The 24,514-nt window shown below is 41.3% G+C and carries 27 protein-coding genes; all 27 read right to left on the bottom strand.

Annotated features, from left to right (window positions below; genetic code table 11):
* Positions 1 to 73 precede the first annotated feature (73 nt).
* The 27 genes from DXB73_RS03505 to DXB73_RS03375 all read right to left on the bottom strand — a co-directional run bounded on the left by DXB73_RS03505 (position 74) and on the right by DXB73_RS03375 (position 24,473).
* Positions 74 to 691, bottom strand: a complete 618-nt coding sequence (locus tag DXB73_RS03505; RefSeq protein ID WP_118690165.1) for a hypothetical protein — start codon at positions 689 to 691, stop codon at positions 74 to 76.
* Between the two features lie 29 nt (positions 692 to 720).
* On the bottom strand, positions 721 to 1,422 hold the full coding sequence (locus DXB73_RS03500) for a DUF6115 domain-containing protein (RefSeq protein ID WP_118690164.1): 702 nt from the start codon (positions 1,420 to 1,422) through the stop codon (positions 721 to 723).
* A 22-nt stretch (positions 1,423 to 1,444) separates the two neighbouring features.
* Positions 1,445 to 1,744 (bottom strand): hypothetical protein, encoded by a 300-nt coding sequence (locus DXB73_RS03495; RefSeq protein WP_022026218.1) that lies wholly within the window; start codon positions 1,742 to 1,744, stop codon positions 1,445 to 1,447.
* Positions 1,745 to 1,836: 92 nt separating this feature from the next.
* Complete coding sequence (locus DXB73_RS03490) at positions 1,837 to 3,447, bottom strand: FapA family protein (RefSeq protein WP_118690163.1); 1,611 nt, start codon at positions 3,445 to 3,447, stop codon at positions 1,837 to 1,839.
* 145 nt (positions 3,448 to 3,592) lie between these two features.
* Positions 3,593 to 4,366, bottom strand: coding sequence for a FliA/WhiG family RNA polymerase sigma factor (locus tag DXB73_RS03485; RefSeq protein WP_118690162.1), 774 nt, complete (start codon positions 4,364 to 4,366; stop codon positions 3,593 to 3,595).
* 53 nt (positions 4,367 to 4,419) lie between these two features.
* Positions 4,420 to 4,722 carry a hypothetical protein gene (locus DXB73_RS03480; protein WP_118690161.1) on the bottom strand — a complete coding sequence of 101 codons (303 nt, stop codon included), beginning with the start codon at positions 4,720 to 4,722 and terminating at the stop codon, positions 4,420 to 4,422.
* Positions 4,723 to 4,738: 16 nt separating this feature from the next.
* The gene (locus DXB73_RS03475) at positions 4,739 to 5,224 is read right to left on the bottom strand and encodes a chemotaxis protein CheD (protein WP_118506352.1); all 486 of its coding nucleotides are present in this window, start codon (positions 5,222 to 5,224) and stop codon (positions 4,739 to 4,741) included.
* Between the two features lie 45 nt (positions 5,225 to 5,269).
* On the bottom strand, positions 5,270 to 5,884 hold the full coding sequence (locus tag DXB73_RS03470; protein ID WP_118506351.1) for a chemotaxis protein CheC: 615 nt from the start codon (positions 5,882 to 5,884) through the stop codon (positions 5,270 to 5,272).
* Between the two features lie 31 nt (positions 5,885 to 5,915).
* Positions 5,916 to 6,395, bottom strand: coding sequence for a chemotaxis protein CheW (locus tag DXB73_RS03465; RefSeq protein WP_118690160.1), 480 nt, complete (start codon positions 6,393 to 6,395; stop codon positions 5,916 to 5,918).
* Positions 6,396 to 6,408: 13 nt separating this feature from the next.
* The gene (locus DXB73_RS03460; protein WP_118690159.1) at positions 6,409 to 8,523 is read right to left on the bottom strand and encodes a chemotaxis protein CheA; all 2,115 of its coding nucleotides are present in this window, start codon (positions 8,521 to 8,523) and stop codon (positions 6,409 to 6,411) included.
* Position 8,524: 1 nt separating this feature from the next.
* Positions 8,525 to 9,688: a chemotaxis-specific protein-glutamate methyltransferase CheB gene (gene cheB, locus DXB73_RS03455; protein WP_118690158.1), complete on the bottom strand. Its 1,164-nt coding sequence runs from the start codon at positions 9,686 to 9,688 to the stop codon at positions 8,525 to 8,527.
* Between the two features lie 14 nt (positions 9,689 to 9,702).
* Positions 9,703 to 10,587 (bottom strand): MinD/ParA family protein, encoded by an 885-nt coding sequence (locus DXB73_RS03450; protein WP_118690157.1) that lies wholly within the window; start codon positions 10,585 to 10,587, stop codon positions 9,703 to 9,705.
* Positions 10,587 to 11,840: a flagellar biosynthesis protein FlhF gene (gene flhF / locus DXB73_RS03445; protein ID WP_118690156.1), complete on the bottom strand. Its 1,254-nt coding sequence runs from the start codon at positions 11,838 to 11,840 to the stop codon at positions 10,587 to 10,589. Before flhF ends, DXB73_RS03450 begins: the two co-directional genes overlap by 1 nt.
* Positions 11,840 to 13,870, bottom strand: coding sequence for a flagellar biosynthesis protein FlhA (gene flhA / locus DXB73_RS03440; protein WP_182434053.1), 2,031 nt, complete (start codon positions 13,868 to 13,870; stop codon positions 11,840 to 11,842). Before flhA ends, flhF begins: the two co-directional genes overlap by 1 nt.
* 35 nt (positions 13,871 to 13,905) lie before the next feature.
* Positions 13,906 to 15,069: a flagellar biosynthesis protein FlhB gene (flhB, locus tag DXB73_RS03435; protein WP_243104701.1), complete on the bottom strand. Its 1,164-nt coding sequence runs from the start codon at positions 15,067 to 15,069 to the stop codon at positions 13,906 to 13,908.
* Positions 15,070 to 15,129: 60 nt separating this feature from the next.
* Positions 15,130 to 15,900 carry a flagellar biosynthetic protein FliR gene (fliR, locus tag DXB73_RS03430; RefSeq protein WP_118690155.1) on the bottom strand — a complete coding sequence of 257 codons (771 nt, stop codon included), beginning with the start codon at positions 15,898 to 15,900 and terminating at the stop codon, positions 15,130 to 15,132.
* Between the two features lie 89 nt (positions 15,901 to 15,989).
* On the bottom strand, positions 15,990 to 16,259 hold the full coding sequence (gene fliQ, locus DXB73_RS03425; RefSeq protein ID WP_022026234.1) for a flagellar biosynthesis protein FliQ: 270 nt from the start codon (positions 16,257 to 16,259) through the stop codon (positions 15,990 to 15,992).
* Between the two features lie 34 nt (positions 16,260 to 16,293).
* A complete protein-coding gene (fliP, locus tag DXB73_RS03420) occupies positions 16,294 to 16,956 on the bottom strand; it encodes a flagellar type III secretion system pore protein FliP (protein WP_347474473.1) in 663 nt (220 codons plus the stop codon).
* A gap of 255 nt (positions 16,957 to 17,211) precedes the next feature.
* The gene (locus DXB73_RS03415; RefSeq protein WP_118690154.1) at positions 17,212 to 17,592 is read right to left on the bottom strand and encodes a flagellar biosynthetic protein FliO; all 381 of its coding nucleotides are present in this window, start codon (positions 17,590 to 17,592) and stop codon (positions 17,212 to 17,214) included.
* Positions 17,593 to 17,626: 34 nt separating this feature from the next.
* Positions 17,627 to 18,781 (bottom strand): flagellar motor switch phosphatase FliY, encoded by a 1,155-nt coding sequence (gene fliY, locus DXB73_RS03410; protein WP_118690153.1) that lies wholly within the window; start codon positions 18,779 to 18,781, stop codon positions 17,627 to 17,629.
* Between the two features lie 3 nt (positions 18,782 to 18,784).
* Positions 18,785 to 19,765 carry a flagellar motor switch protein FliM gene (gene fliM / locus DXB73_RS03405; protein ID WP_022026238.1) on the bottom strand — a complete coding sequence of 327 codons (981 nt, stop codon included), beginning with the start codon at positions 19,763 to 19,765 and terminating at the stop codon, positions 18,785 to 18,787.
* Between the two features lie 113 nt (positions 19,766 to 19,878).
* Entirely contained in the window at positions 19,879 to 20,397 is a 519-nt protein-coding gene (locus DXB73_RS03400; protein WP_118690152.1) for a flagellar basal body-associated FliL family protein, read from the bottom strand.
* A gap of 29 nt (positions 20,398 to 20,426) precedes the next feature.
* Positions 20,427 to 21,233, bottom strand: a complete 807-nt coding sequence (locus DXB73_RS03395; protein ID WP_118690151.1) for a flagellar motor protein MotB — start codon at positions 21,231 to 21,233, stop codon at positions 20,427 to 20,429.
* Complete coding sequence (locus DXB73_RS03390; protein ID WP_182448187.1) at positions 21,234 to 22,043, bottom strand: motility protein A; 810 nt, start codon at positions 22,041 to 22,043, stop codon at positions 21,234 to 21,236.
* A gap of 40 nt (positions 22,044 to 22,083) precedes the next feature.
* On the bottom strand, positions 22,084 to 22,272 hold the full coding sequence (locus tag DXB73_RS03385) for a flagellar FlbD family protein (RefSeq protein ID WP_022026242.1): 189 nt from the start codon (positions 22,270 to 22,272) through the stop codon (positions 22,084 to 22,086).
* Positions 22,273 to 22,415: 143 nt separating this feature from the next.
* Positions 22,416 to 23,963: a flagellar hook-basal body complex protein gene (locus DXB73_RS03380; protein WP_118690150.1), complete on the bottom strand. Its 1,548-nt coding sequence runs from the start codon at positions 23,961 to 23,963 to the stop codon at positions 22,416 to 22,418.
* A 102-nt stretch (positions 23,964 to 24,065) separates the two neighbouring features.
* Complete coding sequence (locus tag DXB73_RS03375; protein ID WP_022026244.1) at positions 24,066 to 24,473, bottom strand: TIGR02530 family flagellar biosynthesis protein; 408 nt, start codon at positions 24,471 to 24,473, stop codon at positions 24,066 to 24,068.
* Positions 24,474 to 24,514 lie beyond the last annotated feature (41 nt).

Raw genomic sequence — 24,514 nt, 5'->3', positions numbered from 1 at the left:
TCCTACCTTCCTGTTATCCAATAGCATTTATATAATACATGAGAACACATCTTATCTTCTGTCTTCTGCAAATTTATTTAGTAATCTTCTTTGCAATATCCCGATATGTGTCATCCGGCGAGATAGAAAACGATCCCACCGTGATATTTTGACTGTATCCATTACGATTCATGTAATTATCAAACGATTCGGCATCATCAATAATTCCAAGCCGCTCTAGTTTTTTGCTAACAGTCTGTGACATATCACCCGATACGATCTTTAACTTTTTAGCAGAACTTTTGACTTCTTTCTCCATCTTCTTTTTCTCATTCTGCATAGTTTTATCATTGTCAATAGATTTCTTAGTTGAAGCTTTCTTGGTTTGCGTGTCATTTCCTGAATCTCCCAATGGTTCCGGCGTTGGCACTTTGGATGGATCTTCACTAGCGGCCGGCTCTATGCTCTGCACCGGCTTTTGCGTTGCAGCAGCGTCCGTCTGTTCCGGCTCTTTCGTTGCTTTCTGCTCCTGATCTTTGGATTTTAACGCCAATGCGTTGCTATCAGAGGTTTCATAGACCATACCAAGTTTCTTTGCGCGAGCTACCACCTGCGCATCCGATGTTCTGATCAAACACGAAATGCCCAAAATAACTGCCGCGAAAAGGACACCGGATCCAAAACCTCTCCAAAATGTTTTTTTATGTTTCATCTGTTTTTCCTCCATGATCGCTCTCAATGCTATGCGTACATATCTAATACAAATTTGACCTCGCCCTGTCCCATTTCTAACATTTTAGAAATCTCTAAGATGGAATATCCCTTGTCATGAAGTGCGAGTATCTCCTCATTATGATTAACTTTTTTCTCTTCTTCCTGCATAGAAAATTCTTCGTCAAAAGCCTGTCTCTCTTTGTCACTCAGCTTTTGCAGATCATAATCTTCCTCTGAAAGATCACTATCAGACTGTTCGTTACCGGTCTTTTTTGCATCTTTTCCACTTACCACTACCGGATCCACAATGTCCTTCACATTTTGATAAGACTTTGCAAGTTCATCCTGAAACTGAACTTTCGAGGAATCTGCTTCGTGAATCAGTTTTTGAATCTCTGCCTGTTTCTCATTTAACATATCATACAAAAATACAACTTCTGCATGATTTTTCTCAATTTTATCAATCACTTGATCTGAATATTCGCTGATCCCCATAATCTTTTCGTTTGAGATCGTATTCATTTTTTCCGATGTATCCTCTAGTTTCTCTTCCTGTTTGCGTGTGATTTCTTCATTAAACTGCTCTATTTTATGACGGAGCTGCTCCATCTGATCCTGCCAATCAACAACACTTTTAATATCTGAACTCTCCGCACCATCCGTAATTTTTGTGCTATAAATAATAGCACCAAGTCCAATCACGATCATTACTATTTCCAAAAAAATCATTTTACTTTTTCTACCTTTCTTCTCAAATGCGCATGTCAAAATGCGGTTCTTTTTTCGTTTCTTTCTTGTTGTCGGACGAATTATTCTTTTGTTTGCCCGAATGCTTCTGTCTACGCTTACGCTCTTCATCATCATAACGATTCGGCTCATTTTCCGCCTTAGCCCTGCGTATCGTCTGCTCCGACTGATTCTTAACTGACTGTTGGAACTGCGCCGCCATCTCCTGCTGACCATGTTCGTAACGAATCTGTTCTGCATTTTGTATTTGTGATATTTCTTGTGATTTCGGTGGCATCGAAACATAATCAAGTGTTAATGACATAATGATCACTCATCCTTTCCAGCTGCAGGCAATAAGCTACAGGTATCCCTTTTCATTGTGTGTTGTTCACAAAAACAAACTTGACGGATAGATCAGATCGCACGTATGCGTATTTCTGCTCCATCGCGGACAAATGCGCTATGTTTAGTTTCATTATGGATGAAACTGGACACATTTGCAATGGTCATTTTCACACCAGGATATGCAACTTCAGATATAACAATACGTCCACCATTTTGTGTGGATTCAATTTCTTTCTCCAGCTCATCGTATTCCTCCGACATCTGCGCAATCAGTGGTCCAATCTCCTGAACACGCTTTGCCGATGATTTTAACAATGTTAATTTATCCTCATCGAGCTTGCCGTTAGATTTCAGGCGTTTTTTGAGAATATCAATATTTTGCAGCAGTGTATCACGTTCTGCAGAAATTTTTTCCATATCCCTTTCAATACATCGATAGCGCTCTAAAAGCGTGGGATCTATTCCAATCTCCAGTTCCGTCTGGGTCCCCATGGTAGATCCTGCTGTCTTCATCGTGATCTTGAATCCCGAATGGATCTTTCCGCCGACGATCAATCCACGCTTGCCATCGACAATAATTTCATCTGCAGCCTCCACATCACTGTGCATGATCGCATCGGTGATAATTCTTCCACTTGCATGTACCTTGGAACTTTCAATAAAATTAGAAATGATATCTCCCCCGGCCCTCATAACGCCTTTTTCCATGCCTTGCATTCCACGCTTTATAACAATTTTACCACCACTGATTAAAGTTGCTCCCTCAACCGCACCATTTACCGCAATATCTCCGGCTGCTTTTACCGTGTAACCGGTCAACACATTACCCCTCACCTCAACGCTGCCATCATAATCAATATCTCCGGTGGATGTCCCGACATCTGCCGGAACTTCATAGACATTGGAAACAAACACGGTATCATTCACCAGTGTAACATTTCCGGCACAATCCGCATACATTTCCAACTGATCTTCTGATAAGTGTATGTTTTTACCATGCTTGAGTACAACTGGCGTTAATTTTGCAGGTTGTATCACATTTCCGCGAACGTCCGTTCCCGGAATCGGTGCTGTTTCCGGCGTCAACGTTGCAAGAAGCTGTCCCTTTTCAACACGCTCGATCATATCCAGCCTATGAAAATCTACCGAACCATCTTCCTTCATCGTTGGAGTGTTCGTTTTCTGTACATCAAAATGATATGTGATACTAGCGCGCTTTCCCTGCACCGGAAGCACTGCTTTTGCGATCAATACATCCGTACAGTATAGTTCTGCCTTAAGAAGCAATGTAAGGTTTTGCATTAAAATGCCGTGATGCACATCATTCTGTGCAAACAGAGATAACACATTTTCTTCGGTCAGACGTGATCCTTTGTCAGAGGACGGATACAGTCGGATCTTTGCCAGATAACTATGCGGATCTATTGTAATACGTACCATTTCATTCTCTGGCAACGCCTCAGAATTGTCCGATACTTTCAAAAGTGTCTGACCTATAACTGAACGCTGCACAAAGTCCTGAACTTCCACCGAAGAGACATTTTCTGCGTATTTTTTCTGATCTAAATACCAGGTCACGTCGTCTACAGAAAGCTCTTTTCCACCTTCTTGTGATGCAAAACTCTGCAAAAAAATGCCATCTGCTTTGTGTATTAGTCGAAAATATGCATTTCTTTTCATATTCACACTCCTTCCTCAGCCCACGACGTTCTGTGTTTTGGCATTGTACCACAAAAACAGATTCAAGTACCATTAATACATCGTCTTTATTGCTGCAATGAAAAACGAGGGCTACAAATGGATGAATCCGATCTGTACTCCTCGTCTATATGTTTCCTATTCCAAACAGATCTATTTGGTCTCCCAAGCGTTCTTTCATCTTTTTTAAGGCTTTAGTATGTAATTGTGAGACTCTGGATTCCGAAACCTCCAACACATTACTGATCTCCTTGAGCGTAAGCTCCTCAAAATAATACAACGCAATTACTTTCTGCTCTTTTTCCGTCAGTTTATCAATCGCTTCTGCAAGAATACGCTTTGTTTCCTGTCGATCTACAACCTGTTCCGGCTGGTCAAACCTCGGGCGTCCACTAGGTTCTGTATGAACATCACTCCCCTGCTCTAAATACTCATCCAAAGAAATCAAGCTGGATAAGTTAGCCTGCGAGATCATCTGTTCTACTTCTTCTACTGTAACCTCTAAATATTCCGCCAGTTCCTCACTGTTAGGTGTTCGTCCTAGCTCTCGCTCCAGCTCCTGCATGGCTGTCTCTATCTTTTTTTGTTTTTGACGGATCGTACGCGGGATCCAATCCATCTTTCGGATCTGATCAATAATTGCACCACGTATTCGAAGGCTGGCATACGTCTCGAATTTTACACCTTTGGACAGTTCAAACTTGTCGATCGCATCGATCAGACCAAAGATACCATATCCCACCAAATCATCATACTCTACGGTATAACCCAAATACATTCCCAGTCTTCCGGCAACAATCTTGACCAAACCGGCATATTCCAAAATTAGTTTTTCGCGAATCTTGCTGCTCTTTGTACGGGCATATTCTTCCCAAAGGGCAATCCTTTTTTTCTCGTCCATCGAGTAACTCCATCCCTCCTGCAACTAACCATCATTCCCGTTTATAAAATATTTTATGGTTCTTCCTGGTCAGAATCAGTCTGTTCCCCTGTTTGTTTCTGCTCATCCTGTTGTTCTTGCTGCTCTTTTTCCTGCTCTCGCAATTCTTCATCACGTTTGCTTCGGATAAAGCGATTACTCTGCTCCACTTTCAAAATAATTTTTTGTGCAATGATCCCAATAATATAAAAGACGATCAATGTCGCTAACAGCACTTCCAGGCTGTAAGTCACATCCATCTGTTTCACAATAGCTACAATACACACTACTGCACCTGCCAGTAATGTGATCACTTTTGGAATAAATTCTGCCTTCACCAAAAAGTCTCCTTCCCTAGATCGTCTGTACCGGTTTTCCAACAGATTTAATTACAAAATCACCGTTAGCCGGATAAAACTCAACTGTTCTTCCGTAATTCAAGCCGGTATCCTCTGCCAGGATCTTAATATTTAATTGTGCTAACTTTTGTTTAACTGCTTCAACGTTCCGCTGTCCAACACGCAGCATATCATTATCTGACTTAAATGCAAACATCTGCGCGCCTCCTGCAATTTTAGCTGTTAGACGATTAACAGCAGCCCCTCTCTCTTTCATGCGTTCGATCAGCAATTCAATGCCGGTATCTGCAAATTTCGCCTTATTTTCATTTTGACGTACTTTACTGCTGTCCGGAAGCATAATATGTACAAGCCCGGCAATCCGCATCTGTGCATCGTACAAAGCCACACCAACACAAGACCCCAGTCCCAGCGTTGTCAACGCATCCGGAGCTATACATATATTTAAGTCAGCCATTCCAACTTTTATCATTTCTCCCATAGTGGCAACCATACCTTTCCAACAATCTTACTCTGCTGATCTCTATCAACTAATCCCTAATGCCCGCATGATAGAATCATAAGAATCCAGCGTTGGAATCATAATAAAATAACCACTAATATCTACATCCATGTCTCGAAATCGTGACTCGATCAAAAGTGCCTGATCACCTAATTTTCCAAACTCTATGGCGGGCACACTCAAAATTGCCCCCGCCATATCGACAGATAAATACGGAACCGACGGAGATATTGTTAAATTTGTCATTTTAGAAATCGCCGATAAGTAAGCACCGGTAATAATATTACCAAGTTCCATCAACGCTGACATTTCCATTTCTGAAAAAGTATCATCCGCTTGCGGCTTCATGCCAAGCAATTGTTCCACCAAACGATGTGCATCTTCCGAACCAAGCATAAATAACATAGAACCTTCAATGTCTCCCTCTAAGGAAAGCATGATTCCCGCAACCAATGTTTCTTCGCCACCGATCACATTAGCTAATTGTTGGAATGTCAACATTTTTACTTGTGGAACATACATGTCAACTTTTGCATTGATCATTTGCGACAACGCAGTGACCGCATTGCCGGCACCAATGTTGCCAATTTCCGTAAGTACATCAAAATTCATATTATCTAAGCCCTCTGTGTTCGTCATATGCGCACCTCGATTCTGTCAGCCCCTTGGTTTATTTTTCTGCTGTGCCTACAATTACGCTAGACATATTTAATAAAGATATTAAATTATCACCATTTTTACCAATACCGCTCAAATACTGTGCTTTAGCATCGTTCATATCAATCGCAGTATTTTTCTCAATATCATTTTCACTCAGAGTCAAAACCTCTTTTACCTCATCCACAATTAAGCCTACAGCAGACTGCGGTTCTAACTTAATAATAATGATACGTGTCGCATTGGTATATTCGTCCGGTTTCAGGTCAAATTTCAACCGCAAGCTCATCACTGGAATGATCTCACCACGAAGGTTGATCACCCCCTTAAAATACTTCTGCGCCTTTGGTATACGTGTGATCCTTTGAGTTCGAACAATATTATCCACATAACTGATATCTATGCCATAATATTCATCATCCAATTTGATCACTATATACTGCTTGCTCTCTCCCACAACGTTTAAGTTCTGAATATCTGCTATCTCTTCCATGATGTACCTCCCCCTATACTAATGCATTTACTTCAAGAATCAATGCAATCTCTCCATTACCAAGAATGGTTGCACCACCTATCATTTTGCTGCAATTAATGTAATTACCGATTGACTTGATAACAATCTCCTGCTGACCGATCAAATTGTCAACGACAAGACCAGCCTGCTTATCGCCCTTGCGGACAATAACAACCGTCAGACTCTCTTCCTCGTTTTCTACCGGTTCAACATCTAAAAGATTATCAAGACGGATCAACGGAATAACATTTCCGCGCAAATTGATCACTTCTTTCGTCTGAACATGTTTGATATCCTCAAGCGGAATATCTTCAATCATTTCAATATTACCAAGCGGAATTGCATATTTTTCTGTGCCAAGCTCAACCATAAGAGCCTGAATGATCGCCAGTGTAAGTGGCAGACGGATAATAAAACTACTTCCCTCACCCAATGCACTCTTACATTCAATATTACCACCAAGACCTTCAATCTTTGTCTTAACGACATCAAGGCCAACACCTCGACCGGAAATATCTGTAATTTTTTCAGAGGTTGAAAAACTTGGACGGAACAATAAATCAACAATCTCTTTGTCAGACATCAACTCTGCCTGTTCGCTTGTGATCGTTCCTCTATCTAATGCTTTTTGTCGTACCTTATCTACATTTATGCCGGCACCATCATCGCGGACCTCAATAATAACATTATTGCCATCCTGATACGCATCGAGGAAAATGTTGCCAACTTCCGGTTTGCCAAGTGCAATTCTCTCTTCATTCGATTCCAAGCCATGATCTGCTGCATTGCGGATCAAATGCTGCAATGGATCTCCGATCTCATCAATAACGGTACGATCTAACTCTGTTTCCTCACCCGTCATATGAAGTTCCATCTTTTTGTCGAGCTTTTTGCTGAGATCTCGAACCATACGTGGAAAACGATTCAAAACACTTTCAATCGGCACCATACGTACCTTCATAACAGACTCATGCAGATTCGTTGTTACACTTTCTAAATATTCAATCTGCTCATTAAATCCATTATCGTTTCTATGTTCATTCGTTGCACTGCTGGAAACTAATCCATTCTTTGCAATGATCAACTCACTCACCAGATTCATCAAAACATCCAGTTTTTCAATATCCACACGCACCGTACGACCAATCGCCGGTTTTGCCTTAGAAGCTGCTGCTTTCTTTTCCGGTTTCTTCTGTGTCGCTGCTGCAGCCTGCGTTTTTGGTTTGTCCTCGGTTTTCGTCACTGGCTTTGATTCTTTTCCCTCGGTCTGCGCCGACTCCTCGTGTGCTGCTTCCTCAGCCCCTTCTAATTGTACCTTAAATGTTCCAACAACCGCTTCTTTGATCTCCGATACGTTTTCGATTGCTGCTTTTACTTTTTCGGCGGACTCTTTTGTAAAGTACACCAAACTGAAATCATAATCGAACTTTTCATCCTCAATATCCTGTACGTTCGGCTCGGCTTTCATAACCTCGCCAAGCTCTTCCAAACATTTGAATACCAAAAAAGCTCTCGCCGCTTTCAATATACAACTATCCTGCAAGTATACCGTAATTCCTAATATATTGAGATTTTCTTCTTTTGCTTTTTCAAATGTTGCTTTCTCATAATCACTAATACGAATGTTTTCGTATTTCGCTTTATTCCCATCACTTGCAGCCGACTTATCATCACTCGGTGCTGCTGTCGGTGTCGGGGCCGGCACCTCTCCGGTACCACCTTTGGCTTTATCCGCAATGGAATTTAAGGTGTTGATAATTTCTTCATTATCCTCCGTACCCTCATCGGCTGATTCCAAAATATTAGCCAAATAGCCTTCCAATGCGTCCAGTCCACGGAACAGTACATCAATCAATTCCGGCTGCACTTTCATGTTACCGCTTCTGATCTCCTGAAATACATTTTCCATATCATGCGTCAAACGCTGCATTCTCTTGTAGCCCATTGTTCCAGCCATTCCTTTCAAAGAATGCGCTGCACGGAAGATCTCGTTGATCGTTTCCATGTTATCCGGCTCCGTCTCCAAGATCATCAACTGATCGCTAAGCGTTTGCAAATGTTCTTTTGTTTCATCGATAAAAATTTCTAAATACTGGCTTACATCCATTTCATTGCACCCCCACGTGTTTAATGATTGTTTCTGCAATCTGCTGCAGCTCGACAACTTCATCAACAGCTCCGGCTGTGGCAATCGCTCGTGGCATACCATACACCGTACTGCTCTCTTCATCCTGCGCAATTACATAAATCTGCTTGACTTGTTCCAATTGTAAAATACCGTCTGTCCCATCAGAGCCCATTCCGGTCAAAACCACACAGGTTATCTCATCACAGGAGACGTTCATCAACGACTCATACATAATATCTGCACAGGGTTTTAATGCATTTCTGGCCTCCTCGATCGTAACGGACAAATACTGCTCATGCTTATTTTTCTCCATTACGCGAAACTGAAAACCGCCCCTTGCAACATAAACAGTTCCCTTCCGCAACGGTTCACCATGCTCTGCTTCTTTGACCGTGATCTCACTTAGTTCATTCAATCGTCTTGCAAGCGATCCGGTAAATCCTTCCGGCATATGCTGTACAATGACAACTGACGCATCGAGATTCGGCGGCAGTTTCGGAATGACCTGTTGCAATGCTTTCGGTCCCCCTGTGGAACAGGCAAGTGCTACGATCTTATTTGCACCCGACACCAGCGGTTCTTTGGTATGCTTGGAACGATCTGCTTTCACCTCTCCTGCTACGCCGCCACGCTTTCTCTGCATGACAGGTGCTTTTTGTATGTGAAACAATTTCTTAAACACAGGTTTCTGTGTTTCCGGTTTCGGAGCCGACTGCTCCTCTCCGGTATCCAATCCTGCCGTAGATAATCCCGTTGCCACATATAGCATCCTTATGAACATATTGATAAAGAAAGGACCCTTCGCTTCGGAAAGACTTGTTGGCTTTGTAATAAAGTCAAAAGCACCGAGCTCCAACGCACGAATAGTTTCCGCGCCGCCTTTCTGAGCTAATGTGCTGACTATTAACACCTTCTCACGTTGATGTCTCTCATTCAACACTTTCAAAAAGGCAATGCCATCCATTCGAGGCATATTGATATCTAAAACAATAGCATCAACCTTTGCTCCAGAGTCTAAAACTTCCAGCGCCTCCACACCGTCCTCTGCCAGATATGCTGCATTGAGTTCCTTGTTATCATCTATTATATCAGAGAGTACTCTTCTCATGAGTGCAGAGTCATCTACAATTAAAATATTTTTCATGACGTATTCCCCTTTTACCGCTGACCATTCCGAAACATACGTGCAAAAAGACCAGATAAACCTTTTGCTGTAAATGCTCCAGGCGTGTTCGCCGGTTGGTTGATAATTTGTCTGGCAATCCGACTGATCGCTTTGCTTGCCGGTGCATTCGGGTAAGCAATCGTAACCGGTTCCTGCCGCATTACGGCATTTTGCAGTTTGAAATCATGTGGAACGCTTCCAAGGTATTCCATCTCCATCTGTAAAAATTTACTAGACACCGCACTCAACTTTCGATATAATTCTCTGCCCTCATCTTCTGACTGCGTTCGATTGCTGATCATATGAATCTTCATTTTGCCGCCCTCGAACTCTTCCTGTCGCTGCAAAGTTTTCAAAAGAGCATAGGCATCCGTGATCGACGTAGGCTCCGGTGTCACAACGAGAAGCACCTGACTGCTACATAGCACCAGATCGATCACAGAATCCGAAATACCCGCACCGGTATCAATTAATATCACATCAGCTACCTGATCCAATTCATATACAGAACGAACTAGATTTTGTATCTGATCACGCGATAAATTAGTCATCTCCCGAATACCGGATCCCCCTGAAATAAATCCAATATTTTCCGGACCTGACGCAATGATATCACAAACTCCCTTACCATGAAACATCATATCGACCAGATTGTACTTCGGCCGGATTCCGAGCATGATCTCAATATTCGCAAGGCCAAAATCAGCATCTAAAATAACTACTCGCTTACCCATTTTACTGAGAGTAATAGCCAGATTAACAGATATATTAGACTTTCCAACGCCGCCCTTGCCACTAGTAACAGTAATGACTTTGGCTAAATGCTGTCTTCTATTTTGATTTTTTATAATGTTGCGTAAACGCTCAGCTTGATCCATCAGCCATTCCCTCCTAAAAGCTGTTTTGTTATTTTTTGTGCATCCATTTTTCCAATATCATCCGGCACATTTTGTCCCCACGTCGCATAAGACAACTGTGCACCGGTCAACATATGGATGTTAAAAATATTGCCAACGGTATCCGTTTCGTCTAATTTCGTAAAGATCAAATAATATTCTGTAATCTTACGATACACTTCTGATATTTTCTTCAAATCCTTGTATTTTGTAGTTGCACTTAGTACCAGATAAACCTCTTTATCTTCTTCAGGCACTTTATCTAAGATCTTTTTAATATCCTGCACTTGTTCTGCATTTTGATGTGAACGTCCTGCCGTGTCAACAAATACAAGGTCAAACTCTTTTAGTTCATCAATGGTTTTATCCATTTCATCTGCCGAATAAACAACTTCTAATGGTATACCCAAAATATTGGCATAGGTTTTTAGCTGCTCTACTGCGGCAATGCGATACGTATCTGCTGTGATCAGCGCAACCCTGGTTTTTTTTGTGAGTTTTAATGTGGAAGCAATCTTTGCAATTGTCGTCGTCTTACCAACACCCGTAGGACCTACAAAGAAAATGTATTTGGTCTTTGTCGTTTTAACGTCGATCAAATGCGGCTGACCAATTTTTAATATGATCTTTTGATATACCCCCGCTAACACATTATCTAACGTCCATTCTTTTCTGGAACCGCTCTTTACCTCTTTTAGGATCTGATCCACATATTGTTCCTGAACCTCATTTTCAAGCATCTTTTTCTTGATCATCTGAAAATAAGCGTCCATTTTGTCATCTGTTTTATCATTCTCCTTGGTTTCCGTCTCTTTCGCAGTCCCCATCTGCTTTTCCAAAAGATTCTGCAGTTTTGACAACTTTTGTTCAATCATCTTCTGCTCATTGATCACAGACTCGTTAACCCTTTCGTCCGGCTCATCCGGAAGAATTTGATCATTTTGCTGCATTTGTTTCCGTTTTGCTTCCTGCATAGCTGCTTTGGAATCCGGCGCCGTATATTCTGACCGTCTTCGAATTGCCTCCTGCAGTTTACTAAAATCCGGTTTTTCAGCATTCTCTGCTGTATCGTCAATTGCCGCCGTAAGCTCTACATGAGGTTTGCGAAATAACTTAAACAAGCCCTTGGGCGTTGTTTTTTTGACATTCATAATAACAACATCCTTCCCCAGTTCATTTTGCGCCATCTGTGTAGCAAGGTCTTCTGCTTGTGCTATATACTTTTTGATAACCACTATACTGTCACCATCCCTATTGATTGTAATTCTACATTGCTGTCAATTTCATTATAAGATACAACGATCAAATCCTGAAATTGCTCTTCCGTCAGTTTCTTAAAATAAAGCCGAACGATCGGCGATGTAACAATAATTGGATTTTTTCCCAATTCTTCCATTTTTTCCATTTCCTCTCCAACCGACTTTAGGATCGTCTGCGTCTTGTCCGGCTCTAAATTAATATAAGTACCCTGTTCTGTCTGTTTGATAGATCCCATAATTTCCTGCTCAATTTTGGGATCCAATGTAACAACACTGGTCATCTCATTAGGCGGGAAGTATTTATTCGAGATCGCCCGTTTCAGACTTTGTCGGACATATTCCGTCAAAACATCCGTATCTCTAGTGCTTGTCGCATTATCGGCAAGTGTTTCAAAGATCGTCACCAGATCGCGAATTGAAATTCCTTCACGAAGCAGGTTCTGCAATACCTTCTGTATCTCACCAACACTCAGCATTTTAGGTACGAGTTCAGATATCAACGTTGTATTTGCTTCCTGAATGTTATTGATCAGATTCTGCACATCCTGTCTCGTAAGCAACTCATCTAAATGACTGCGGATCACTTCTGTAAGATGTGTTGCAATGATCGATGGCGGATCAACTACCGTATATCCCATAGATTCCGCACGTTCTCGCTGCGATTCCGTGATCCAGATCGCCGGCAGATGGAACGACGGCTCGAATGTTGGAATACCTGTGATCTCCTCTTCCACAAACCCCGGATTCATCGCCATGTAGTGATCAAATAAAATCTCGCCTTCACTGATCGGTACGCCCTTGATCTTGATCACATACTGATTCGGATTAAGTTGGATATTATCTCTCAGACGGATCATCGGAACAACACATCCCAGTTCCAGTGCGACCTGACGACGTATCATAACAACTCGATCCAACAGGTCACCACCTTGGTTCACATCCGCCAGAGGAATGATTCCGTAACCAAATTCCAATTCGATCGGATCTACCTGCAGCAAAGAGACTACATTCTCCGGTCTTCTGATCTCCTCTGCTGTCTCTTCTTCCTCGTCAACCTCTGTCTCAATATTTTGTACTTCCATCGCCGATTCGATAGCTCGACCGGCAGCAATGAACAAGATTGCATAAATAAAGCAGATTAATGTTGGAAGCGGCGTCAATCCAAGTAACGCCATCGTCGCTCCGACTATGTACAATACCTTCGGTGTCGAAAACAACTGTGTGATCAACACATTTCCAAGATCCGACTCCTTTGATACTTTTGTTACCAGCACACCGGTTGACAACGAAATAACCAATGATGGTATTTGACTGACCAAACCGTCTCCGATCGTGAGTATGGAATATTTCTGCAATGCCTCTGTCATTTCTAATCCCTGCGACATAACACCGATAGCAAGACCGCCGACAAAATTGATCACTGTGATTATCAACCCCGCTGTCGCATCACCTTTTACATACTTCGAAGCACCATCCATCGCTCCGAAAAAAGTAGATTCGTCCTGAATCTTTTGACGGCGTTCCTTGGCCTGTTCATCTGTGATTGCACCCGTATTTAAATCGGCATCGATCGCCATCTGTTTACCAGGCATGGCATCCAACGTAAAACGTGCTGTTACTTCCGACACACGCTCAGAACCTTTATTGATCACGATAAACTGTACAATGATCAAGATCAAAAACACAATACCGCCAACAATCAGATTTCCACCACCGACAAACTCGCCGAACGCCTGAACTACGTTACCTGCCTCTCCTTTCAGCAGAATATTTCTCGTCGATCCTACATTCAATGAAATACGAAACAACGTTGTCATCAGCAGCAATGTCGGAAAACTCGACATATTCAACGCCTCTGTCGAAAACAGCGCATTAAACAATATAAACAATGCAATTGCCAGATTTAGCATCATCAAAATATCCAGCAAAAACAATGGTATTGGTATAATCAAAAAGATGATAGGTACCAGGATATATAATCCCAGCATTAAATCAGTCCGTTTCATCATGTATCTCCTTTAATCGTCTTCTGAAAGAAACGTTATCCCGTTTTCCCTTTCAGATTATATACATACGCCAACACTTCCGCCACCATCTGGTATAATTCGGGCGGAATCTCAGCTCCAATCTCAACATTATGATATAGCATTCTCGCTAATGGTTTATTCTCCACGATCTCGATCTGATAATTTGATGCCGTTTCCTTGATCTTCGCCGCCAAATAATCAGCACCTTTGGCAACCACAACCGGTGCCTCGTGTTTCTCCTTGTCATAACGTATCGCCACAGCCAGATGTGTCGGATTCGTAATGACAACATCTGCATTTGGAAGTTCTTGCATCATACGCTGCCTGGATGCCTGCTGCATACGGGATTTCTGTTGGCTTTTTACCTTGGGATCTCCCTCGGACTGCTTATACTCATCCTTAACTTCCTGCTTGGTCATCTTCATATCTTCCTGAAATTTCCATTTCTGATAAACGATATCCACTACCGCGATGACAACAAATAATGCACTGATACGCAATCCAATATTAATGATGATATCTCCCAACAACTCTAAACCCTGAGTCAACGTATAGGAATACATATTCATCACTAATGCCCATTTGTCTTCCAGGTAATTTTTAACAACATAAATTATGACACAAATCTTAGCAATGGATTTAAGCAATTCCATGATCTTGTCTTTTGAAAACAGACGCTTCACACCATTAACCGGATTAAATTTGTCAAACTTAGGCTTTATCGGTTCAAAAGAAACCTTCCATTTAACCTGTACAATGTTTACGGCAAATGCAACAATAAATGTACTCAGCAAAAAAGGAAGGCAGATGATCGTGATCTTTTGGATCAGTTGCTGCAATATAGCACATGCCATCTGCAAATTAAACTCATCCTTAGTGACATCGCTGATCTTCCCAAAAAACAACGAAAAACCATCCTTAAATTGGCTGCCCAAAAATGCCATCAATAGTTTTAACAAAAAGAAAAACACCAGCAACGACACAGCCGTTATGGCATCCATGCTTTTCGCCACTTGACCTTTTTTGCGGGCATCTTCCAGTTTTTTTGGAGTTGCGCTTTCGGTTTTCTCGCCGCCCTCGCCATCTTTGGCAAAAAGCTGCAGATCATACCGTATTCTGCCATGCCTAACCATACATTTCCTCTCCAATACCATCGCTTTGTTCTGATAAAGATGCAAAAACACCCTCTTTATACTATACCGTATTTGCAGCAAAATAGCAACGCCAACTATTATCGTCTACGCTGCCATTGCCTGCACAAAATATTTTGTGAATGTATGCATTTCATCAAAAAGGAAGTCTGCTGCTCCGGCAAACAACTGCATCGTCAGAAATAGCAACACAAGCCCCACAAACACTTTAAGTTGCATTCCCACGACAAACATATTCATCTGTGGTGCAATCTTTGCCAAAATACCAAGCACAATATTGATGACAAGCATACAACAAAAAATAGGAAGCACAATTCGAAAACCGATGACAAAATAATTAGTGATAAATGTCACCATGATATGATACAGATCGACCGAAAATTTTGCACCTCCAATTGGTACAAGCTGATAAGAATCCATCATAGCATCAATAATAAAATAATGCATGTCTGATACTAAAAACAAAAGCATAAATATATACATATAAAAATTTGATGTGATCGTTGAATTTACATTTGTTGTCGGGTCCATTTCCTGAACCATCGAGAAGCCAATTTCCATATCCAACATATTACCGGAAAAATTAAAGATATAGAGACACAATCTGGATCCCAGACCAATAATAATACCGGTAATCGCTTCTTTAAGCACTAATCCGGAATATTCTAATATATGTGCGTATTCCACAGCCTTGTAATCAACCTGGTTCATCACCGTCAACGATAGAAAAAACGCGATAGCAACTTTTACACGTCGCGGGATTTCACTGGAACCAAAAAAAGGAGCAACAAAAACAACGGAAGCCACCCGAATAAATACTAATAAAATATATTCTAAGTATTCAACCGTAAAATTCAATGTTCGTCTCTCCTTATCTGTTCGATGTTATTTGTAGATAAACGATCCATAACCTGACCGTCTTCTTTTATGTCCTCTTCACCGATCACTCACTTAATATATTGAGGTATATTTTTCATCAATGCTTCAAATAGATCTACCATATTATTCATGATCCAGCCGCCACACAGCACCAACACCAGCATGATTGCTAAAAACTTTGGCACAAAAGTCAGCGTTTGTTCCTGAATAGAAGTAACTGTTTGAAAAATACTAATGATCAATCCAATGATCAGCGAGATCAGTAGCAGCGGAGCTGCTGATTCCACCGTTGTCCAGATCGTCTCACGGGATATGTCTAACACAAGACTCTCACTCATTGCACAGTCTCCTTTCTACTCGTTCCTCTGATGGTTAATGGAACGACTGCACTAACTGTCCGATCAATAGGTTCCATCCATCTGCCAATATAAACAATAGTATCTTAAAAGGCAGGGATATTGTCGTCGGTGGCAACATCATCATACCCATTGACATCAGTGTCGAAGCCACTACCATATCAATAACGATGAACGGAAGATACAATAAAAATCCAATAATAAACGCTGTTCGAAGTTCACTGATAATAAATGCCGGTATGACCGTAATAAGAGAAAGATCATCAAAGCTCTCAATATCATCCGATGAAATGTCATTGATCGTCATAAATAGTTTGAGATCCTTTTCTCTAGTTTGCTTTAACATAAATGTTTTCAAAGGTTCCGAAGCCTTTTCTAATGCCTTCTTCTGTGTCAGATTGCCAGCCATATACGGCTGAACCGCATTAGTGTTTACTTCATTAAACACCGGACTCATTACCGCAAATGTAATAAATAATGCCAAACCGATCAATATCTGATTTGGTGGCGTTGTCTGCGTTCCAATTGCTGTTCTCAAAAAATGAAAGACAACAATAATACGCGTAAACGACGTCAACATGATCAAAATGGAAGGTGCAAGCGACAAGATCGTAAGAAGGATCAAAATCTGTAAAGTAGATTCCAACGTAACGCTGCCGGCATTGGATGTAATATTCAAATCTAACGTATTATCATCGTCATCCGCATTCCCGGATATTTGATTTCTTGTTGTACTGTCAACGCGATCAGACGTTGCCAAAGCATACGAAGGAGACGCTGCAAACCATACACATAAAAAAACGACTAATATCGTAATTGCGCGCATCGTTCTGTGCTTTAAAAAAAATCTTTTTCTTATATTCTGTCTCAATTGTCCTTTGGTACCTTTCTATCATATTGCTATCATTTCACACTTCAATCTTCATATAACAGATCACTGTTTATCCGGCTTTTTTTTATGTTTCAGCATTTCCTGAAACATCTCAGAAAAACCTTCTGTCCTAGGCATTTGCACCGGCTCCTTTATCAAAAGATCCTCTTGCGTAAGCTCAGTCAAAAAAACAACCGAATCTTTTGTCTGCACTAATGCGATATATTTTTTGCCAACCTGTATGATCTGTATCATTTTTCCCTGACCAATGGGATATGTTTCAATAATCTTAATATTTCCTGCATATTTCTTACCTGACATCGCCCCGGCATACCATTTACTTACAAAAGATGCGGCAAACAACAGTACGATCAATAAGATCAACAGGCCGATCAACTTAAAAAAGCTGGACAGTGCAGAAAAATTAGCCGTCATCAATAACATTCCTACACCTCCAGCTCTTTATGTATCCTACTCTTTATTTTGATATCTCTACAATTCGTATACCAAAATTTTCCTCAATAACAACTACTTCACCCTTAGCAACAAATTTACCATTGACCAAAACATCAACCGGTTCCCCCGCTAACTTATTAAGCTCAATGATCGTACCCGGAGAAAAGTCTAAAATCTCTTTGATGGATTTATTTGTTCGTCCAAGTTCAACCGTCACTTCCAAAGGAACGTCCATGATCAAATCAATATTTTCCTGCTGCATCAGCGGACTTACCCCTGCATTAAACGGCTGAAACTGTGCCGGCTGTACATTGACATTCGGCATTGCATATGGCTGTTGCTGCATCATATCCGGCTGAACCGGCATTGCTCCTGCCATCTGCGGCATATCCGGTGTCGGCGGCACTGCTGGTTGTACGTTCTGCACATTGACCGTCTGTTCCGGTATAGCTGCAGGTGTCGGCTGACTCACCTGTGGCTGCGGCTCTTCAATTTCAGGTTCAGATTCACCAACAAATTTGCGATACAGGTCGCGCGCAAACTCAAACGGATATAACTGCATGATCTGACTATCAACCAGATCTCCAATTTCCATATCAAATGCTACCTGAACCATTTCTCCCTGCAAGAAGCTTGAAATTTCGGTATCATCTGTCATGGAATCATTCAGATCAACCAAACTTGCAGTTGGTGGACTAATATCTACTTTCTTCTCCAGCATTGATGATAATGACGTGGCCGCTGATCCCATCATCTGGTTCATCGCCTCACTGATCGCACTTAAATGCATCTCCGACAATTCACCATCTGTATTTGAACCATCCCCACCCATCATCAAATCTGTGATCACTTTTACGTCGTGCTCTTTTAAGATTAATATGTTGTTACCGTCTATTCCATCAATATATGAGATGTGAATAAACACACATGGTCTATCATATTGTAATGACAGGTCATCTAAAGTCACATAAGAGACTTTCGGTGTTGTAATGGTAACTTTGGTATTTAACAGCGTTGATAATGTTGTTGCTGCTGTTCCCATATTAATGTTAGCAATCTCTCCGACTGCATCTCTCTCAGCATCACTTAGCGTCTCTCCGGCATAAGCGGTCTTAGTCGCTGCACCACCACCGCCGGTTAATGCATCTATTTCTTCCTGAGATAACATTCCATCCATACTTTATTGCTCCTCCCTTATTACTGACGTCACTCTTACGGCGTAAGAATCCGAAGCTGCACCAGGTAAAGCATAAAACTTTTTAATATTCCCGGTATAAACCTCCAACTCATCGTCAGTCTTGGTATCTAACTTGATAATGTCTCCAATCTGAAGATTCATAAAATCATTTACGGAGATCAAGCTTCTACCCAACATCGCCCTTACTGGAATCTTGGCATTGTCAATCAAGCTTTCAATTATTTCCGTATAGCTTCCATCATCCTTTGCCTTGATCGTTGAGTACCAATATTTGGTATTTAATTTGTCGATCACTGTCTCAACGCAGGAATATGGAATACACACATTCATCAAGCCCTCAACCTCACCAACATGAATATTCATCGTGACGATTGCCGTCATTTCTGTTGGCGAAATAAACTGGGCAAATTGTGAATTTGTTTCAATCCTCTCAAGACGTGGATTTAATTCCACCACGCTTGCCCATGGATCTATCATTAAATTGGTGCATATTTCCAAAACACGCTCCAAAATAATCAACTCAATCTCGGTAAACTCTCTAGTCCTTTCCAGCGGTTCTCCACCACCACCCAACAGACGGTCAACAATCGCAAAGCCAAGGTTAGATGCTAATTCAATTACCACGCTGCCTTCCAACGGAGCAAAATCAACTACTCCTAGAAGCACAGGATTGGACAATGCATTTAAGAACTCCGAGTACGCATTTGCTTCCGCATTCATCACATCAACCTGCACTGTCTTACGCAAATATGCCGGTAAATTCGTCGAAAGCAGTCTGCCGTAATTTTCAAATATAATCTCCAAAGTCCGCAAATGATCTTTGGAAAACTTCGATGGTCTGGCGAAATTGTAATTTCTAACACTCTTTACATCTGCCTCATCCAATTCATCCGGATTGATTTCTCCGGTACTCAATGCACTGAGCAGATTATCAATTTCCTCCTGAGACAGGGTGTCTCCCATTCTCTTCACCTCACATCCCTGTTATAATTATCAATAACATATATTGTCTTTGCAACTATAATATCATAGCACAAATTCCAAAGAAAAGAAACCATTACTTTTCTCGCTGTCTATCACTGATACATGAAATTCGTCAACATAACCTTCTTCACAGCTTTAGAATCCAAATGCTGCTGTATCTGCTCTAACGCCTCTTTTTTGATCACATCTTCTGAAATGTTATCCGAAGAATGGCTTTGAATCACTGCACGGATAATATCAGTGATCTCTGCCTGATTGTTCGTCAAAATATCGCTGACATCCTTATAGTCATCCGCATCTTTATAAACAGAGAGGCTGTAGCCGTCTAAAAGAGCATAATGAGTCTTGCCATCAGACCCTATTTTTAAATTAAGTGTCTGCTGAGAGTCAAACGCAACCGTTACGGTCTCAAGATCTTTTAAAGAATAGTTTTCATCACCTTTGGAATCCCCATCAACATTCAGATCTAAATTCACTGCAGATGCGATCTGCGTCAAAAGATTGTTGGTTTTTGTAAACGTTGGCACCATCACAAAAAACAAAATTGCTGTAAGGACAACATTGATAACTGTCAATGCCGTTATGATGACACTAAAAATATTTTTCTTCATGATAAATAAGCCTCCATTATATACTATTGTCAATTTTCTGACATTCCATATATTTTAATTTCAACACGACGGTTCTTAGATCGCCCTGTCTTTGTTTTATTACTTGCGATCGGATGAACATCACCCCATCCGGACGCTTCCAAATTATCGGGATTCAATCCCCGCTTTTGGAAATATTCCAGCACTTTTGTTGCCCTCGCCGTGGAAAGCCATAAATTGCTGGAATAATTTGCATTATGAATCGGTACATTGTCTGTATGACCTTCGATCTTGATCGTATTTTTCGGATACATTTTAAGTACATCTCCGATACGGTTCAAAATCTTTTTGGCATCTTTTTGAATCTCTGCACTTCCCGATTCAAACAACACACTGCCATTCAGAGATAACATAACATAATTATATCCGTCATCTATCGTGACATCCAAATCATCATCCAATTGCTTCTTTTCTGTCTGCCTTACAACATCACCGTACAGCTCATCCATTCTTTTTTTCTTTTCCTGTGCCTGTTTCGCCTCCAGCTTTGCCATTGGATCATCTGCATTCTCAGTTTCCTGAGCCTGTTTACCCATATCTGAATAATATTTATCCAAATTATTCAACTGTGTTGCACCGCTGGAAATAAGCTGACCCTGACCAATTGCTTTTTCTCCACCGTTAAATATACTAACACTATTTGAAAGAGAAGCGACCAGTTCAGCGTACTTCGCTTCATCGATCGAAGACATGGAATACAAGAGAATAAAGAAGCAGAGCAACAAATTCATCAGATCAGAGAACGTATCTTTCCATCCGTCTGTCTTAATTTCTGTCTCTTCTTTGTTCTTTGCCATTTACGCCTCACCACCTTCTGCGGCTCCATCCTGCTCATTGATCTGTTCACGAACAGATGGCGCCAGGAAGGACTTCAGTTTCTCCTCGATCACGCGAGGATTCTCTCCTGCCTGGATTGATAAAAGCCCCTCCACCATAACTTCCTTCATTTTAATTTCCAACTCATTATTCATTTTAAGTTTGAAGGAAATAGGTACACATAACCAGTTAGCAAGTAACGAACCATACAAAGTCGTAAGCAGGGCAACCGCCATATTCGGACCTATCGTAGACATATCATCCATGTTGTACAGCATGTTTACCAGACCAACCAGTGTTCCGATCATACCCCAAGCAGGACCCATTCCCGCCCAGTTTGCCCAGAAATTGATCTTTTCATTATGTCTTGCGTCGATCGCTCCCAGTTCAGTCTCCATAATACTGCGGACAAGCTCAGGATCGGTACCATCAACGATCAGCATGATTCCTTTCTTTAAGAAATCATCCTCTATGTTATTCGCCGCTTCCTCCAAAGCAAGCAAGCCTTCTTTTCTTGCAACATTGGAAAGATTGATAATATTGCGTATCACCTCTGCCTCATGTGCCTGCTGAACTTTCATTGCCAGTCGAATCGATTTGATATCCTCAATAAACTTTCCAAAACTCTTAGATTGGATGATCATACAAGAAATAGAACCACCAAGCGTAATGAAAATGGATGTCAAATCATAAAAGTGTCGGAAACCTGCCATTTTCTCCGGACCGGTAACAATTCCCAAAAATACCATGACCCCACAGGTAATCAATCCGACTAAAGTTGCTATATCCACTTAAGCCACCACCTTATTTCATTTTGTTGTACTTTCTATGTCATTCCATAAAAGTGCATTCTCTCTTAAATGATTTTACTAAATTTTTTATCGTCTGTCTACTCTCTTTTACAATTATTTTCCGGCCGGTAGTCAATGTGATCACTGTATCCGGCGTATCTTCCACTGTCTCGATCAAATCAGAATTGATTGTAATGTTCATACCATTCATTTTTGTTACGTCAATCATACCTTCACCTTTCTTCCCATAATGTAAAAATGGCAACAGATATTCGCAATAGGTGGTCTACATTTATGCAACCATTTATCCATATTGCAAAATACCTGTTACCACGAAGTATTCATCATGCTGATCCTGTATGTTTCATACTGTTAACGTTTCAAATTTACCAATTCTTCCAGCATTGTATCTGAAGTTGTAATAATGCGGGAATTAGCTTGGAAACCACGCTGTGTCGTGATCATCTGCGTAAACTCTGTAGACAGATCAACATTAGACATTTCCAACGCACCAACCGTAAATTTACCGCCGTCACTGGTAATATCCATACCAACTCCATCAAACAATCCCGAGTTCATAGATGCTGCAAACAAACTGTCTCCCACTGCTTCCAACCCCGAAGGATTTGAGAATGTTGTTACCGCAATCTGTCCAAGTACTCTCTTTTCACCATTGGTATAAGTTCCAATGATCTTGCCGGACTGATCAATAGAAAGGCCACTCATCTCACCGGCAACGTTACCTGCTCCCTTGCCATTAGCATCACCTCTGGTGTACGATGTGTTTCCAACGCCTCCCTTAGAATACTGTGTCAAGTAACTTACGTCAACTTCTACACCACCTAAATCATTCTGTGAATTATAATGTGTAAACGTATCATCAATACCGCTGTTAGCCGGCACCGTAACCACATTAAACAAAATGGAGTTGTTGGCATAAACAGAGGTTGCCGGTCTGGTTAGACCAGCCTCTTTCGTTCCGGCAAACTCACCACTGGTTGAGTCAAACAATACCTGTGAAGCTGTTCCGGTACCGGATAAGGTATACTTTCCTGTTACCTTATCAATATCATTGTCATTTACCGTATAGGTTGCTCCACCGAGCTGTACAACAACACCTGTCGCAGAATAGGTCGTTGTTTCGACACCATTCGTCGTTGTGGTTGTCTTCTTCACAAATATGGAATCTCCCTCGGAATTGCATACATCACTCACAACCAAATCATAGGTTCCCGGTGTTCCGGAATCCTGCAGATACATCTGTACCGTATACTCCTCACCGATACGATCATAGAACGTAAAGGTCATGCGGAATCCTTCTTTTGTGTTAATGCCCTGCGTTGCCGTAGTAAGCTGTAAGTTTTTATCATTTTTGTCAATATTACCAGACAAGGTGATTTTTTCTGTGGCTGTTGGTGCGGCATACATATTATCTTCAGTCATGATCTTTAAATCCTTGACACTATCACGAACGACATTACCATCACTATCAGCAAGCCACCCTTGTACCGTTGCTCCATTGGTCGTGCAATACAATGTTCCTGCATCATCAACGTTCAATGCACCGGATTTGGTAAAATACGTCTCTCCACCGGATTTTACGATCAAAAAAGAATCACCGTTGATCGCTACATCCAACGCACGGTTTGTCGTAGAGGTTCCTCCGGCTTCTGTTATATTAGTGGTAATGGCTGCCACCGTAGATCCAAGACCAATCTGCTTGGCATTTACACCAGCTGTCCCGGTTTCTGCATTCGAACCACTTGCAGCTGACATTGTCTGATAAAAAGTGTCTGAAAAATTAACAGAACTCGACTTAAATCCAACTGTATTTACGTTTGCAATGTTATTACCTATAACATCCATCTTGGTCTGGTGTGTTTTTAAACCTGCTACACCAGAATAAAGTGATCTCATCATAATTATTGTCCTCCTAAACTTATAACTTAGGAATACGTCTTGAAATTCCTCTGGCATTCAGAATTTCACTGCCTCCTTAAGGTCCGGCTGTATGTATTCCCTTTACCCGATAACTGCCCCATCAATGTTTGTAAAGATTCCCTCCGAGGAATCATCCATTGCAGTGATCACGGTATTATTTTTGACATTTACAATAAATGCCAAGTCATCTACCAACACCAAAGACTCTCCAATTCCTTTTTCTCGTGCCTTCGTGGTTCCTGTTGCCAAACGCTGCATCTGTTCTCTTGAAAGATTGATATTCCGTGCGATCAATCGTTCGCCGGCATGTTTGGAAAACTTTAGATCAGGTACTGCATCCTGCTTAATCTCCGCTGCTTCGTGCAAAACCTCCTGAAAGGAAAGCTGCTCATTGGTGGAAGAAGATTTGTTATCCGATCTTTGAGACTGCAAATAGCGCCCTGTCATCTGCTCGATCGATTTTGCATAACCATTATGTAAACGCTGCATCTTCACATCACCTCTTTCTTATTACCTAAGTAATCCCTCCG

Origin of the sequence: Clostridium sp. OM05-6BH, assembly GCF_003481635.1 — a bacterium.
Lineage (GTDB): Bacteria > Bacillota > Clostridia > Lachnospirales > Lachnospiraceae > Butyribacter.
Note: the sequence above shows the minus strand (reverse complement) of the source record. Positions and strands in the feature narration are given on the sequence as shown.